Annotated in this window: 11 protein-coding genes; 6 read left to right on the top strand and 5 right to left on the bottom strand. The window is 74.6% G+C overall.

The features are described from left to right. Positions 1-152: 152 nt before the first annotated feature. From ACWF41_RS08405 to ACWF41_RS08395, 3 genes are all read left to right on the top strand, one after another. Positions 153-1,430: an aminoacyl--tRNA ligase-related protein gene (locus ACWF41_RS08405; RefSeq protein WP_380316040.1), complete on the top strand. Its 1,278-nt coding sequence runs from the start codon at positions 153-155 to the stop codon at positions 1,428-1,430. Positions 1,431-1,527: 97 nt separating this feature from the next. Further along, positions 1,528-2,643, top strand: a complete 1,116-nt coding sequence (locus ACWF41_RS08400) for a PIG-L family deacetylase (RefSeq protein WP_380316037.1) — start codon at positions 1,528-1,530, stop codon at positions 2,641-2,643. Next, positions 2,643-4,382, top strand: coding sequence for a sensor histidine kinase (locus ACWF41_RS08395; protein ID WP_380316034.1), 1,740 nt, complete (start codon positions 2,643-2,645; stop codon positions 4,380-4,382). Before ACWF41_RS08400 ends, ACWF41_RS08395 begins: the two co-directional genes overlap by 1 nt. On the opposite strand, the gene ACWF41_RS08390 is transcribed toward ACWF41_RS08395, so the two are convergent. The 4 genes from ACWF41_RS08390 to ypfJ are packed head-to-tail and all read right to left on the bottom strand — an operon-like array spanning position 4,360 to position 8,672. Further along, on the bottom strand, positions 4,360-5,532 hold the full coding sequence (locus tag ACWF41_RS08390; RefSeq protein ID WP_380316031.1) for a hypothetical protein: 1,173 nt from the start codon (positions 5,530-5,532) through the stop codon (positions 4,360-4,362). The genes ACWF41_RS08395 and ACWF41_RS08390 overlap by 23 nt on opposite strands. A 5-nt stretch (positions 5,533-5,537) precedes the next feature. Further along, on the bottom strand, positions 5,538-6,812 hold the full coding sequence (locus tag ACWF41_RS08385) for a glycosyltransferase (protein ID WP_380316028.1): 1,275 nt from the start codon (positions 6,810-6,812) through the stop codon (positions 5,538-5,540). Then, a complete protein-coding gene (locus ACWF41_RS08380) occupies positions 6,809-7,720 on the bottom strand; it encodes an ATP-grasp domain-containing protein (RefSeq protein WP_380316025.1) in 912 nt (303 codons plus the stop codon). Before ACWF41_RS08380 ends, ACWF41_RS08385 begins: the two co-directional genes overlap by 4 nt. 46 nt (positions 7,721-7,766) lie before the next feature. Then, positions 7,767-8,672, bottom strand: a complete 906-nt coding sequence (ypfJ, locus tag ACWF41_RS08375) for a KPN_02809 family neutral zinc metallopeptidase (protein WP_380316022.1) — start codon at positions 8,670-8,672, stop codon at positions 7,767-7,769. Positions 8,673-8,777: 105 nt separating this feature from the next. Here ypfJ and ACWF41_RS08370 point away from each other — a divergent pair, with 105 nt between their 5' ends. Further along, on the top strand, positions 8,778-9,488 hold the full coding sequence (locus ACWF41_RS08370; RefSeq protein ID WP_380316019.1) for a Type 1 glutamine amidotransferase-like domain-containing protein: 711 nt from the start codon (positions 8,778-8,780) through the stop codon (positions 9,486-9,488). Positions 9,489-9,503: 15 nt separating this feature from the next. On the opposite strand, the gene ACWF41_RS08365 is transcribed toward ACWF41_RS08370, so the two are convergent. Further along, positions 9,504-11,006 carry a DUF2809 domain-containing protein gene (locus ACWF41_RS08365; RefSeq protein WP_380316016.1) on the bottom strand — a complete coding sequence of 501 codons (1,503 nt, stop codon included), beginning with the start codon at positions 11,004-11,006 and terminating at the stop codon, positions 9,504-9,506. A 207-nt stretch (positions 11,007-11,213) separates the two neighbouring features. Here ACWF41_RS08365 and ACWF41_RS08360 point away from each other — a divergent pair, with 207 nt between their 5' ends. Both ACWF41_RS08360 and ACWF41_RS08355 read left to right on the top strand, forming a co-directional pair. Further along, positions 11,214-13,742 carry a glycoside hydrolase domain-containing protein gene (locus tag ACWF41_RS08360; protein WP_380316013.1) on the top strand — a complete coding sequence of 843 codons (2,529 nt, stop codon included), beginning with the start codon at positions 11,214-11,216 and terminating at the stop codon, positions 13,740-13,742. Between the two features lie 185 nt (positions 13,743-13,927). Then, on the top strand, positions 13,928-15,526 hold the full coding sequence (locus ACWF41_RS08355) for an ABC-F family ATP-binding cassette domain-containing protein (protein ID WP_380327153.1): 1,599 nt from the start codon (positions 13,928-13,930) through the stop codon (positions 15,524-15,526). Positions 15,527-15,670: the final 144 nt, after the last annotated feature.

Raw genomic sequence — 15,670 nt, 5'->3', positions numbered from 1 at the left:
CATGCGCAGCCTTCAGGTCACGACGACGCCGGACACCTCCGGCGCCGACTGACCGCTGCACGCACCACCGCACGCACCCAGGCCCCGGAGCTCGCTCCGGGGCCTTTCTCGTGCCCGGGCGGCTCCGCCACCTCGCCCGAAGGAGCACCGCCATGAACCACCGTGACCAGAGCCACGACCAGCCCGTCGTCGATCCCGACGCCGGACCCGACGTCCTCGACCACCGCGACCTCGCCCGCGCGATGGGGATCTTCACCACCAGCCCGCTGGTGGGTCCGGGGCTGCCCCTGTGGCAGCCGGCGGGCGCCGTCGTGCGCCGCGAGCTGGAGCGGCTCGCCGAGGACGTGGCGCTCGCGGGCGGCTGCGAGCCCGTCTGCACCCCCGTGCTGGGCAAGCGGTCGCTCTTCGAGCGCTCGGGTCACTGGGCGAAGTTCGCCGACGACATGTTCCCCGCTCTCGACGACGGCAGCGACGACCCGCTCGTGCTGCGGCCCGCCAACTGCCCGCACCACGCCCAGCTGTACGCGGCGGAGCCCCGCAGCCACCGCGACCTGCCGGTGCGGTACCACGAGCTCGGCGCGATGTTCCGCGCCGAGCGCTCGGGCGTGCTCAGCGGGCTCTCGCGCGTGCGGCAGATCAACCTCGACGACACCCACGTCTTCTGCCGCCCGGACCAGGTCCCGGGCGAGGTCCGCGCCGCGCTCGACGCCGTCCTCGGCGTGCTCGACGTGCTGGGCCTCGCGCTCGACCACGTGCGCCTCTCGCGCAGCGACGGCTCCGGCCGCTGGCTGGGCGGGCCCGAGCGGTGGGCGGAGGCGGAGGGCATGCTGCGCGCCGCGATCGAGCCCACCGGCCTCCCCTGGGAGGACGGCCCGGGGGAGGCGGCCTTCTACGGACCCAAGCTGGACGTGCAGGTGCGCGACGCCCGCGGCCACGAGGAGACCCTCGCCACCGTCCAGCTCGACCTCAACCAGCCCGAGCGGTTCGACCTGGGCTACACCGCGCCCGACGGTTCGCGCGAGCGGGTCGTGATGATCCACCGCGGCACCGTCGGCTCGATGGAGCGGATGGTCGCCTTCCTGCTCGAGCAGCACGCCGGCCGCCTCCCGGTCTGGCTGGCGCCCGTGCAGGTGTGCCTGCTGCCGGTCGGCGACCCGGCGCCCGCCGACGAGGCCGCCCGGGCGCTGCGCCGCCGCGGGGTGCGGGTGCGCCTCGAGGCGGACGGGTCGCTGGGGAACCGGGTGCGGCTCGCGCGCGGACGACGCGACGCGCTGCTCGCCGTCCTGGGCCCGCGGGAGGCCGCCGCCGGCGTGCTCGCCGTCACCGACCCGGCGACCGGCGCCCGCGGGAGCCTGTCGGCCCACGAGCTCGGCGTGCGCCTGGCCGCCGCGTCCGCCGAACGCGTGGCGCGGGTGCGGCTGGACGGCTGACCTGACCCCCGGCCCGTGCAGGCCGAGCCGTCCTCGCGCGCGGCGGACGACCCGCGCGTACGGTACGAACCAGACGGTGGACAGTGGAAGGAGAGCCTTGTCCGACGACCGATTCCGGGCGCTCGTCCTGGAGGACGACCCTGACGCGGCCGAGTTCCTCCGCATCGCGCTCGAACGCTACGGCGGCATGGACGTGGACGTCGCCGGCGAGGCGGACACGGCGCTGCGGCTGCTGCGCTCCGCGTCGTACGACGTCCTCGTGAGCGACATCCAGCTGCCGGGGCGCTCGGGGCTCGAGGTCATCCCGGAGGTGCGGCAGGCCGACCCGACCTTGCCGATCATGATCGTCACCGCGTTCCCGACGGTCACGAACGCCGTCACCGCGCTGCGGGAGGCCGCCGACGACTTCCTCGTCAAGCCCGTGCCGGCGTCGACGGTGGTGGAGCGCGCGACCGAGCTCGCGCAGCGCGCCCGTGAGGAGCGGCGCGCCAGCCGCCTGCGCGTGCTCGCCGTCGGCGCGCACCCGGACGACGTCGAGATCGGTGTCGGGGCCACCCTGGCCGCGCACGCGGCCGCCGGCGACGAGGTCGTGCTCCTGACGCTCTCGGGCGGCGCGGTGGGCGGCCCGGCGTCGGCGCGGCACGAGGAGGCGCTCGCCGCGGCGGCGGTGATCGGGGCTCGCCTCGTGCACCTCGACTTCCCCGACACCCTCCTCGACCCCGCCCAGGGGCCGATCTCGGCGATCGAGGAGGTCGTGGCGGACGTGTCCCCGCACCGCGTCTACACGCACAGCGTGCACGACCGGCACCAGGACCACCGGGCGGTGAACGAGGCGGTGCAGATCGCGGCGCGCCAGGTGCCGAGCCTGCTGTGCTTCCAGAGCCCGTCCGCGACGGTCGCCTTCGCCCCGAACCGGTTCGTGGACGTCGACGGCTTCCTCGAGACGAAGCTCCGGATGCTCGCCGCCTACGCGTCGCAGGCGCACCGGGAGTACATGCGCCCCGACATGGTGCGCGCGACCGCGCGGTACTGGGCGCGGTTCAGCCCGGCGGACGAGGTCGAGCCGCTGGAGACCGTCCGGGCGAGCGAGACGCTCGCGCGGACCTCGGCGGTCCGCGTCCTGCCCGCGGTGGACGACCAGGACGCGGACCACCCGACGGCTCCGGGGGAACCACGGCTCCCCGTGGGGGTCGAGCAGGTGGAGACCGCCTGATGCCGGGCGCCCTCGCCCACCGCCTCGGCGACCTGTACGTGCGGGTGGGGGACCGGTGGTTCGCCGACGACGCCGTCGGGCTGCGGCACCTGCCGCTCACCGTCTCGCTCGCCGTCGTGCTCGCCACCCTGTCGCTCAGCGACGTGCCGAGCAGCGTCCCGGCGCTCCTGGTCGCCTCCGGGGTGATCGGGGCCGTCGTCCAGCTCGTGGCGAGCCTCGGCCGCTGGGACCGCTGGCCGCGAGGGTGGCGGTACCTGCTGCCGCTCGCGCAGATGGTGGCCGTCGGGCTCCTCGAGCTCGGGTCCGGCCTGCCGCTGGCGGGCTTCGACGTCCTGCTCTTCCTGCCGGTCGTGAACCTTGCGCTGCAGCCCGGCATCCTGGGGCTGGTCCTCGCGCTGGGCGCGTCCACGGTGGTCGCGTTCGCCCCCGTCGCGGTGGGGTTCGTCGAGGTGGGCCGGGTCAACCCGTTGATGCACGCGCTCGTGGACCTGCTGGTCGCCGGCCTCGTCGCGGTCGGGGCGCACATGATCGTCGGTCTCGCCCGACGCCAGGCGACGCAGCTCGAGCACGCCCGGGACGAGACGGCCGTCACCGCTCAGCGGCTGCGGGACTCGCGTGACACGCTCCGCGGGATCCTGCAGGCCGCGACGGAGCAGGGCTTCGTGGCGACGGACTTCGCGGGCCGGATCGTCTCGGTCAACCCCGGGGCCGAGCGGATCTTCGGCCGGCCGGAGCGTGAGCTCGTGGGCACCGACGTCGCGGGCCTCGTCGCCGCCGAGGCGCTCGCCGAGCGGCTGGCGGCCGCCGGGCCGCAGCGGTGGGACCACGCGGCGAACCGCGCGGTGCTCGGCCGCGCCGTCGCGGGAGAGACCCAGGTGGACGACTGGGAGACCGTGCTCCCCGACGGCACCCGGCGGCGCGTGGAGCTGACGGTCACCGAGCGGCCGGCGCTCGGGGGCCGCGATCCGGAGCTGCCGGAGGGCTACCTCGTCGTCGTCACCGACGTCACGGCGCGGTACGAGGAGGAGCGCACCCAGGACGAGTTCATCGGCCTCGTGAGCCACGAGCTGCGTACGCCCCTCGCGTCGATCTTCGGGTACGTCGACCTGATGCGGCTCGAGGGCGACAGGCTCGACGAGGAGCAGCGGGGCTACCTGGAGGTCGTCGACCGCAACGCCCGTCGGTTGCGGTCCCTCGTCGACGACCTGCTCACGAGCGCTCAGATGGTGTCGGGCAGGTACACGCTCGCGGCGGACGAGATCGACGTCGCCCAGGTGGTGCGCGAGGCCGTGGCGAACGAGCGCCCGTCGGCGGACGCCGCGGGGGTCGCCGTGGAGGTCGACGGGGACGCGAGGGTGCCGCTGCGCTCGGACTCCGGCCGCGTGGGGCAGGTCGTGGACAACCTGCTGAGCAACGCCGTCAAGTACAGCGAGCGCGGGGGCCGCGTGCGCGTCACGGTGACGGCGGGCACCGGCCCCCAGGGGGGCAGGCTCGCGCGGCTGCAGGTCGCGGACGAGGGGTCGGGCATCCCCGCCGACGAGCTGGAGCACATCACCGAGCGGTTCTACCGCTCGCGCGACACCCGCCGCCGCCGCGTGCGCGGGGTGGGCCTCGGCCTGTCCCTCGTCGACCAGATCGTGCACGACCACGGCGGCACGATGACGTTCCGCAGCGAGCTCGGGCACGGCACGGAGGTCGACGTGACGCTGCCCGACGTCACCCCGGCGGCGAGGGGCTGACGGACCCCGGCCGGGCGGCCGGTCCCCACACCGCGCCGAGCGCCGCCCAGTGGGCCGGGGACAGGTGCGACAGGGGCGTGACGTTGACGTCCGTGATCCCGTGCGTGGACGCGGCCGCGAGCGTCGCCGTCATGACCGCGGGGGAGATGGCCTGCGGGGGGTCGGCGTCCGCCGCCCCCGCCCACAGCCCGACCGACATCGTGAACCGGGACATGTCGTAGCCCGCGTCCTCGAGCGCGCCGGTGAGCTCCTCGACCTGGGCGGGCGTGCGGTCCCCTGGCCCCACGTACGCCCACACCACGAGCCGGTCGGCGGCGCCGAGGAGGATCCGGTAGTCGTGGCCGCTGGACGTCGCCCCCGCTGCCGGGTCGTCCCAGTCGACGCGGACGTCCATCGCGAGCGCGATGTCGCGGCCGTCGCCGTCGCGCGTCTCGTCGAGGGCGGCGCGCATCCGGCCGAGGAGCCCGGCGATCACCTCCGACCGCCACGTGCCGAGCGCGGGGGAACCCTCGTCGATCTCGCCGTCCGCGGTGCGCGGCCAGTCGTCCGCGCCGGTCATCTCCCGGTACAGGGCGAGGTCGTCGTCGCCGAAGGAGTACCGGTTGAGGAAGAGCTCGGTGATCGCGATCTGGCTGGGGGCGTAGCGCTCGCCCAGCGCGGCCACGTACTCCACGAGCCGGTCGCCGACGTCGCCCGTGGCCAGCTCGCTGGCGGACACCTGGTATCGCGAGCGGCGGCCGTCGGCGGACACCCCGGCCACCGACGGGTCGGCCTTGATCCATTCCGGGACGTACGCGTCGACCACGAGGCCGACGAGCCGGTTCGTGTCGTCGGCGTCCTCGTGCAGCGCCCGGGCCGCGCGCGCGAGGTGGTCGGTGCCCGGCTCGGCGGCCGCCTCGGGGTGGGCCGCCCAGTCGAAGGCGGTGAACTCGACCCGGCCCGCGCTGAGGTCGACGCCGTTGGCCCCGACGTCGTCGAGGTGCCGGTCGACCGCGGCCCAGTCCGTGCCCGGGTCGGTGACGATGCCGAAGTCGACGCTCACCGACCGCACCTCGTCCGGGGTCACCTCAGGCCGCATCGTCGGCGGAGCGTCCTCCCAGGGGCGCGCGACGAGGACGGCGGCCGCGAGCGCCGCCGCCAGCGCGACCACGACGGTCAGGACCCAGGGCCATCGTCGTCGACGAGCCCGCGCACCGAGACCGTCCCGGTCCGGTCGAGCTTGTTCCATCGGTTCTCCGCGTTCCCGAGCTCGAGCCGGGCGGCGTCGAGCACGACCAAGGTCATCATCGTGGAGTAGACGGGCCACAGGGGGACGGTCCACAGTTGGCGCAGGTCGCCCAGCGCGCGGTCGAGGGCGACCGCGAGCAGGAGCAGCACGAGGGACAGGGGCAGGCCGAGGAGCAGGATCCAGGCCCACCACGACGACGGGACCCAGCCCGGACCGTCGACGACCACGAGGACCACGAGCACGACGAGCGCCAGGACCTGGACGAACGGGGCCACGATCTGGGCGGCCGTGTTGTACAGGAGGTAGATCCCGAACGGCCCGTACCGGGGGTTGCCGACCATCGACCGGTGCATGCCGGTCACCTGGAGCAGGCCGCGCGCCCAGCGGACGCGCTGGCGCCACAGGGCCGGCACCGTCGACGGGGACTCGGCGTACACGAGGGCGTCGGGCGCGAACGTGACCCGGTAGCCCTCCCGGTAGACCCGCCAGGTGAGCTCGAGGTCCTCGCCGAGCGTGTCGGTGCGCAGCGGGCCGGTGGCGTCGAGCACGTCGCGCCGGAAGGCCCCGATGTTCCCCGAGACGACGGGCAGGCAGCCGAGCACGTCCAGCGCCCGGCGCATCAGACCGGTCCCCACGTGGCTGATCAGCGACAGCAGCCGGGTCTGGACGCGGTCGAGGTTGACCGGCCGGTCGTTGCCGCAGACGGCTCCGGTCCGCGGGTCGCGGAACCCCCGCAGCAGGCGGGTGACGGTGTCGGGGCGGAACAGCCCGTCGGCGTCGACGAGGACGAGGACGTCGCCCCGCGCGGCGGCGATGCCGGTGTTGAGCGCGGCGCCCTTGCCGGCGTTCTCCTGGCGCAGTGCCCGCACCTGCGGGTGCTCGGCGGCCAGCCGCTGCATGCGCTCGAAGGTGTCGTCGGACGACCCGTCGTCCACGCAGACCACCTCGAACGCGGGGTGCTCGCTGCGCAGCACCGAGCGCACGCAGTTCTCGATGACGACGGCCTCGTTGTACGCGGGGACGACGATGCTCACGAACGGGGCCTCGGGGAACATCGGGCCGCACCCGGCCGGGCCCGGGTCGTCGCGCCGGCGCCGCGCCTCGAAGACGAGCGCGGCGGGCACGAAGGCGAGCCGCACCACGCCCACGACCAGGAGCGAGATCCCGAGGACCGCGACGAGGGCGACGAGGACGGACGTCACGACCGGCCCGGCCAGTCGTCGAGGACTGCGTCGAGCAGCTCGGGCGCCCCCGCGGAGACGGCGCCGAACCGGGCGTTGACCTCGAGGACCACCGGGGTGCCGTCGGCGAGGCGGCGCACGTCCATGTCGAGGGGGCCCACGAGGTCGAGCGCCGCGGCGGTGCGCGCGGCGAGGTCCGCGACGTCGGGAGCGGCGCCGTCGGGCAGCCGCTCGACGGTGGTCGCGTTGCCGACGCGACCCTCCTTGCGCCCCGTCTTCTCCAGCACGACGACGACGCAGCGCCCGTCGGCGGGGGAGCGGTAGACCTGCGGGCTGTACTCCGTGCCGGGGGCGTAGGCCTGGACCACCCACGAGGCGTCCAGCCCGGCCCACACCGGGTCGCCGGGGTCCTCGACCACGTGCACGCCGCGACCGCCCCGCGCGACCCGCGGCTTGACCACGACGGGGGCGTCGTCCCAGGCGAGGGCCTCGGCGGCGGAGGCCAGCTCGTCGGCGGGGGCGTGCCGGGGCACGGCGACGCCGCTGCGGTGAAGCGCCCACATGGTGAGGAGCTTGTCTCCCGCGACCGCGGTCGGGCCGGGCGCGGACAGCACGACGGCGTCGCCGAGCCCGGCGGCCCGGGCCAGCACCGCGAGCCGCGGCAGCTCGTCGGAGACCGTCGGGACGAGCAGGCGCGGCCGGTGCTTGGCCAGCAGCTCGAGGGTGGCAGCGTCGTAGGCGGGGTCGGCCGCCGCCGGGACGGCCTCGACCACGTCGTAGCCGGGGACGTCGCCGGGGGAGAGGTCGACGCCGACGACGCGACGCCGGCCGGCGTCGGGCCGGGCCGCGAGCTGCGTGCCGAGCGTGCGCCCGGCGGGCCCCGCCGCCCCGGTCACGAGGATCGTGTGCTGGTCCGCGGCTTCACCCATGGTCGGATCGTAGGGTCCGACCTGCGGCGCTGCAGCCGGGGCGCGCTCAGAGGGTGCGCGCCGACAGTGCGCCGCAGTCCTGCAGGGTGCCGCCCTCGTACCCGACGGTGAACCAGCGCACCCGCTGCTCGGAGGTGCCGTGGGTGAAGCCCTCGGGGTCGACCTGTCCCGTCGCCTGCTGCTGGATGTGGTCGTCGCCGACGGCGGCGGCCGCGTCGAGGGCCTGACGCAGCTGGTCCTGCGAGATCGGGTCGAGGAACGTGACGCCGGTGTCGGGGTCGACCTCGGTGGCCGCGGACCCGGCCCACATGCCGGCCAGGCAGTCGGCCATGAGCTCGATGCGCACGGAGTCGGACTCGGGGCCGCTGCCACCGCGGGCGGCGGCGTCCATCGCCCCGGTGAGCTGCTCGACGTGGTGGCCCACCTCGTGGGCCACCACGTACTCCTCCGCGAGCGGCCCGCCCTCGGCACCGAACTGGGAGCTGAGCTGGTCGAAGAAGGACACGTCGACGTAGACGGTCCGGTCGGGCGGGCAGTAGAACGGTCCGGTCGCGCTGGACGCGGCGCCGCAGCCCGTCGTCGTCGACCCGGAGAAGGCCTCGACCGGCGGCATCGCGTAGGCCACGCCCGCCTGCTCGGGGAGCACCCGGCCCCAGTACGCGTCCAGCGACTGCACCGTGGCGGACAGGCGGCACTCGCGGTCGGAGTTGGCCTCCTGCGCGGTGCACGCCTCGACGTACTGCTGCTGGCCGTCGCCGGCGGGGGCGCCCGCGTCCTGGACGGCGCCGCCGAGCGCTCCCGTGAGCTGCCCCAGGTCGCCGCCGCCGAGGAAGATCGCGAGCAGCGCGACGACGATCGCCCCGACGCCCCCGCCGACGACCGCGCCCCGGCGCCCGCCCGAGCCCTTGCGGACGCGCCCGCCCTCGAACTGGCCGCCCTCGTTGAAGGTCACGAGCACACGGTAGGTCGCCCCAGGTCCGGTCGCGCGGCGCGTGCCGGCGCGACAACCGCAGGAAAGGACGGGCGGCCCGAGCAGGAGCCGTCCTAGGGTGCCGCCATGATCGGAACGGTGCTCGCTCTCGGCGGTGGTGGCTTCTCGATGTCGGACGACGGCTCCTCGGCCATCGACGACCACCTGCTCGACCTCACCGGCAAGGACGTGCCGCGGGTGTGCTTCGTGCCGACCGCGAGCGGCGACGACAACGGGTACTCCCACCGGTTCGAGGAGGCCTTCGCGGGGCGGGCGACCACGTCGGTGCTGTCCCTCTTCTGCCACGAGCCGTGGGGGTACACCGACCCGCAGGTGCTGCTGGAGCAGGACGTCGTGTACGTCGGCGGGGGCTCGACCGCGAACCTGCTCGCCGTCTGGCGGCGCCACGGCCTGCCCGACCTGCTCGCCCGCGCGGCCGCGCAGGGCACGGTCCTGGCGGGGATCAGCGCCGGCATGAACTGCTGGTTCGAGGCGTCCTCGACGGACTCGTTCGGCCCGCTCGCGCCGCTCGACGACGGCCTCGGCCTGCTGCCCGGCAGCGCCTGCCCGCACTACCTCGGCGAGGCCGACCGGCGCGAGGCGTACCTGGGCTGGGTGGCGTCAGGCGCCCTCCCGGGCGGGTACGCGGTGGACGAGTACGCCGCGGTGCGCTTCGTGGACGGCGTGGCCGTGGAGGCGGTCGCGGAGCGTCCCGGGCGGCCCGCGTTCCGCGTGGAGCGGGACGGCGCCGGCGCCACGGAGACGCCGCTGGACGTGCGGCGGCTGCGCGGGGCGTGACCGCCCGGGGTCTCGTCAGCCGTCGTAGTCGACCGGCGTCTTCACCGACTGCCAGTGCCACGGCTCGGGCAGCCGGCCGTCCGGCTCCGCCCAGTCGGGGTGGGTCCACCCGTGCTCGGCGGCGTGCTCCTTGAGCCAGGCGTAGCGGGCGCCGTCGAACCCCTCGGGCCCCATGGCGACGTCGACCGCGGTGCCGAGGCCGTGGTTGGAGCAGCCGGGCGGCGCGGCCAGCGGGTTCGGGTGCGCCGGGTCGTACACGGCGACCTGCTGGTCGTAGGTCCGGTAGGCGGAGTTCACGGTGAGGTGCTGCCCGAACTCGGCGCGGTAGGCGGCGTCGAGGGACACGAGCCCGTCGAGGACGTCGGCGCGGACCGAGTACTGCGGCGCCCACGGGAGAGGTGCGAGGCTCTTCGCGTCGAGCCGGCCGGCCTGCGGGAACCACAGCTGGTCCGGCTCGGGGCACACGACGGCGTCCTGCGCCGTCATGAGGTCGGTCGTCGCGCGGTCGAGGTCGTCGCGGCTCGCGCCCAGCGCCTGCGCGGCGGCCTCGACGGCGGGCAGGTCGTCCGCGTCGAGGGCGTCGTCGGCCGACGACGCCAGCGCGTCCCGCGCGGCCGCGAGCGCGTCGCCCGCGGCCGACCTGGCCTTCTTGTCCGCACCGCGCCCGTCGTCGGCGAGCTCGTCGACGGCGGCGACCACCTCCTTCGCGCGGCGGGTCACCGGGGCGAGGGCATCGCGCCCCTCGGCGACCTGCGCCCGCGCATGCTCCAGACGCGACCGGTCCACGGCCGCGACGTCCCGGGCCAGCGCGCGGCCGGCCTCGGGGGCGTCTCCGGGGCGGCGCTCGAGCAGCGGCGTCGCGGCGAGCAGGGCCTCGGCGCGGTCGATCGACGCCGCCAGGGCGGGGCGGACGGCGTCGTCGGCGACGCGGTCCGCGGAGGCGTCCAGGCTCGCCTGCGCGGCAGTGACCTGGGCGGTGAGGGTGCCCGCCTCGTCGTGCAGGGTCCACGCGAGCCACCCGCCGGCGGCGCCGAGCAGCAGCACGATCACGACGGGCACGACGACCGTCGCGCGACGCCGGCGGCGCGGCCCGGCCGGCGCGGTCACGTGCCGCAGCCCGCGGTCGACCCGGGCGGCGCGCGGCGCGACGAGGGCCAGCAGCGCGCCTCCCGCCGCGGCGCCGGCGGCGTACCAGGCCAGGTCCGAGGCCACGAAGGTGGTGCCGAGCACGAACCGCGCCTCCGGCACCCGCGCCACGATCTGGGCGGGCACGTCGGTGAGCTGCGCCAGCTCCACGGCGGCGCTCACCGCGAGACCGACGGCCGCGGCGACCACGGGCGCCGTGCGAGGGCGCAGGAGTGCCACGAGCAGCACGACGAGGGTCGCGTAGAGCGCGTCGCCGAGCGGCCCGCCGACGGCGTCCGGCAGCAGGAGGCGCGCGCCCAGCCCCAGGAGCACCACGAGGAGGGCGAGCAGGGACGACGTCGCGCGGGGGACCGCCGTGGTCGGCCGGCTCACGGGACCCGGCGGCGGCGAGCGGAGGCGCGCGCGAGTTCCGGCGGCACGGCGGGGAGGATCACGCGCACACCCTAGCGCCGGGCGGTGGGAGCGACGGCCACGAGCGGGCCCCCACGACGGTCCGTTTTGCTCCGATGACAGCGGTGACATAGCCTCGCAGGCCGCGGCGACAACAGGGTCGCCGCCTGTGTTGACGGGAGCGCATCGATGCGTGTGTCACGTTGGCCGAGGACGGTGGTCTCCCTCGTCGTGGTGGGTGGCCTGTGTCTCGGCAGTCAGATCTCCGCGGCCGCCGGGACCGGCGCCGTGGTGCCGCACCACCGCGACCAGCTCGCGCTCACGCAGTTCGTGGACCCGCGGATCGGCACCGCCGTGAACTCCGCGAGCGGGTACGCGGGCAACGTCAACGCCGGCGCGCAGGTGCCGTTCGGCGCCGTGACGTTCGGCCCGGACATGCCGCGCAAGGACTTCAACGGCTCGGGCGGCTACCTCATCGGCGCGAACGCCACCTCGGGGAACATCAACTTCTTCAGCATGACGCACCTCAGCGGCGTCGGCTGCCCCGGCCAGGGCGCGGTGGCGATGATGCCGCGCACCGCGGCCACGCCGCTGGTGAACGGCAGCAACAAGGTGAGCCCCGTCGGCTTCAAGACGGCCACGGAGACCGCGAAGCCCGGCTACTACGAGGTGGGCCTGGACACCGGCGTGAACGCCGAGTTCACCGCCACCCAGCGCACCGGCATGGCGCGCTTCACCTTCCCGGACGCCGACCAGGGCTTCCTGGCCCTCGACCTGCGCGCCAACGCGCGGACCAACCAGGGGGGCTCCGTCTCGGTGAAGCCGGAGAACGTCTCGCTCCAGGTCTCGGACGACGGCCGCACGATCTCCGGCAAGACCGTCGCGCCCGCGTTCTGCACGCCCTACGGCACCAAGTGGAACGCGCCCGTCTACTTCTACGGCGAGCTCGACAAGCCGCTGCGCGCCCAGGCCGACGGGTCCTCCGTCAACACGGTCACGAACGGTGGGGGCGTCTTCCAGTACGACCTCACCGACACCGACCGCACGCTGACCATGCGCACGGGCATCTCCTCGGTGAGCGTCGCGAACGCGCGCCTCAACCTCGACGCCGAGAACCCGGACGGCGCCTTCGACGCCGTGGCCGCCGACGCCGACCAGGACTGGAACGAGCGGCTCAACACGGTGCAGGTCGACCGCGCGGCAGACCCGGCCGCCCTGTCGGCCGCGCAGCGCGACGACCTCGTGCAGCTCTACTCGGCGCTCTACCGCGTGTTCGGCTCGCCCACCGTCTACTCCGACGTGAACGGCGACTTCCGCAGCATGGAGGCCCAGAAGCCGTACCCGTCCGGCGTCGACGCCACGGGCGGGGTCGAGGACCGGCCGGTCGCCAACGTCGCGGACTACGACTACACGCGACCCGACGGCAGCACGGGCAGCTACTCCACGCAGTACACCAGCTTCTCGATGTGGGACACCTACCGCTCCCAGGCGCAGCTCCTCGCGCTGCTCGCGCCGAAGGAGTCGGCCGAGATGATGCAGTCCCTCGTGGTCGACGCGCAGCAGTGCGGCGCGTTCCCGCACTGGGTGGACGGCAGCGACGACTCTACGCCGATGGCCGGCGACAACGCCCTGCCCGTGATCGCGGGCGCGAAGGCGTTCGGCGTCGACGACTTCGACCTCGTCACCGCCGGGGCGCTCGTCAAGCAGTCGGTCTTCGACCCGACGAGCACGTGCAACGACCACGCGAGCATGTCCGGCGCCGAGCAGTACCTGCGCGACGGCTACTACCCGGACGCGTCGTCGGCCAACATCGAGCGCTACAACAGCGACCGGGCCGCGGCGGCGTTCCTCGCCGACCTGCCCCAGGACGTCAAGGCGGACCCGCGGGTGACCCTGACCGACGCCGACCTCGACGCCCTGACCGACCGGGCCGGCTGGTGGCGGACCATCTTCGACACCTCGACGGGCACGATCAAGGCGCGCAAGGCGCCCACGACGCCGGGGGAGCCCGGCGCGTGGACGACCGGCTCGTTCCACGAGTCGACGGAGCCGAACTACTTCTGGTCGTTCGGGTACGCCTGGTCGGACCTCGTCGCGGCGTCGGGCGGCAAGGACGTCGCCGTCGAGCGGCTCAACCGCCTCTTCAGCGTCGACGACGCGCTCACCGCGAAGCCGACCCTGCGCCAGCTCAACGGGGGCCAGGAGTCGCAGGGCCTCTACATCGGCAACGAGCCGGCGCACGCCGCGCCCTGGGCGTACAACTGGGCGGGCAAGCCGGCCGCCACCCAGTACGTCGTGCAGCAGATCATGGACACGGCGTTCACCACGCGCCGTGACGGCCTGCCGGGCAACGACGACATGGGCGCCACGTCCAGCTGGTACGTCTTCGCCGCGCTGGGCATGTTCCCGACGGTCGGGACCGCGGGCGGGGTCGCGCTGTCGACGCCGCAGTTCCCGGCGACCACGATGTGGCTCGGCAACAAGCCGCTGCGCATCACGACGTCCGACGACGCGCACGCCGCGCCGTTCGTCCAGTCCCTGCGGATGGACGACCGCGACTACGCGGGCTCGTGGCTGCCGATCTCGAAGGTGCGCCGCGGCGTCACGCTGGACTTCACCGTCGGGGCCACCGCCTCGCAGTGGGCCGCGGCGGACGCGCTCGCCCCGCCGTCGGGGCCGGATGCGAACTACGAGAAGATGACGGCCCGCGGCAAGTAGGCCGCTCGGCGGAGCGAGGTCGACCACGGTCGGCGGTCCTCCGCGTCATCGACCGCCACGTGGCGGGCGTCCCGAGCACGGGGCGCCCGCCACGTGGCGTCTGTGATCAAAGTCCTCGTGGGCGCGGTGCCCGGCCCCGTAGACTGGACCGACCTCCCCCGCACTGACTGAAGGACACCCCTGCCTTGATCACCGCCCACGGCGTCGAGCTGCGCTTCGGCGCCCGGACCCTGCTGCACGAGGCGACGTTCCGCATCGCCCCGGGCGACCGCATCGGCCTCGTGGGCCGCAACGGCGCGGGCAAGACGACGCTCACCAAGACGCTCGCGGGCGAGAGCCTGCCCGCGGCCGGGCAGATCACGCGAGGCACCGACATCGGCTACCTGCCGCAGGACCCGCGCACCGGCGACCTCGACGTGGTGGCGATGGACCGGGTGCTCAGCGCGCGGGGGCTGGACCACATCGTGACGCAGATGCGGGAGACCGAGGGGCTCATGGCCTCGGCGGACGCGGACACGCAGGAGGCCGCGCTCGAGCGCTACCCGAAGCTCGAGGCGCGCTTCGTCGCCGCGGGCGGCTACGCCGCGGAGTCCGAGGCGCACCGCATCACCAGCAACCTCGGCCTCGACGACCGCGTCCTCGCGCAGCCGCTGCACACCCTCTCCGGCGGCCAGCGCCGCCGGATCGAGCTCGCCCGGATCCTGTTCTCCGGCGTCGACACGCTGCTGCTCGACGAGCCGACGAACCACCTCGACGCCGACTCGATCGTCTGGCTGCGCGACTACCTCAAGACGTACAGCGGCGGCTTCGTCGTGATCAGCCACGACGTCGACCTGCTGCGCGCCACCGTGAACAAGGTGTTCCACCTGGACGCCAACCGGGGCGAGCTGGACCAGTACAACCTCGGCTGGGACGCCTACCTCGAGCAGCGCGAGCAGGACGAGCGCCGCCGCCGCCGCGAGCGCGCCAACGCGGAGAAGAAGGCCGGCGTGCTCCTGGCCCAGGCGGACAAGATGCGCGCCAAGGCCACCAAGGCCACGGCCGCCCAGAACATGATGAAGCGCGCGGAGCGCATGCTGTCCGGCCTGGAGGGGGAACGCCGCGCGGACAAGGTGGCGCACCTGCGCTTCCCGAAGCCGGCCCCGTGCGGGCGCACGCCCCTCACGGCCGAGGAGCTGTCCAAGAGCTACGGCTCGCAGGAGGTCTTCGCGGGCGTCGACCTCGCGATCGACCGCGGGTCCCGCGTGGTCATCCTGGGGCTCAACGGCGCGGGGAAGACGACGCTGCTGCGCATCCTCGGCGGCGTGGAGCAGCCGGACACCGGCCGCGTCGTGCCGGGCCACGGCCTGAAGATCGGCTACTACGCCCAGGAGCACGACACCCTGGACATGGACGCGACGGTGGTCGAGAACCTGCGGCACTCCGCCCCCGACCTCACGGATACGCAGGTGCGCTCGGTGCTCGGCTCGTTCCTGTTCAGCGGGGACGACGCGGAGAAGCCGGCGAACGTGCTGTCCGGCGGCGAGAAGACGCGCCTCGCGCTCGCCACGCTCGTCGTCTCCAGCGCGAACGTGCTGCTCCTCGACGAGCCCACCAACAACCTGGACCCCGCGTCGCGCGCGGAGATCCTCGGCGCCCTCGACACCTACGAGGGCGCGGTCGTCATGGTCACCCACGACGACGGCGCGGTCGAGGCGCTCAACCCCGAGCGCGTCCTGCTCCTGCCCGACGGTGACGAGGACCTCTGGTCCGCGGACTACGCCGAGCTGGTCTCCCTGGCCTGAGGCCGAGCCCCGGCGCCGAGCCTGACACGGCGTGACGGAAGCACGGGGGGGGGGGGGGGGGTGTTCGGGGGTTCTTCTTCCCCGCCCTCCCTTCTTCCCGGGGGTCCCTTCTTTGAGGGGTTTTCTCTCTCTAGGGTTTCTTTC

Source organism: Isoptericola sp. NPDC055063 (genome assembly GCF_053608125.1).
The sequence above is the reverse complement of the archived record's forward strand: the minus strand, read 5'-3'. Positions and strand labels throughout refer to the sequence as shown.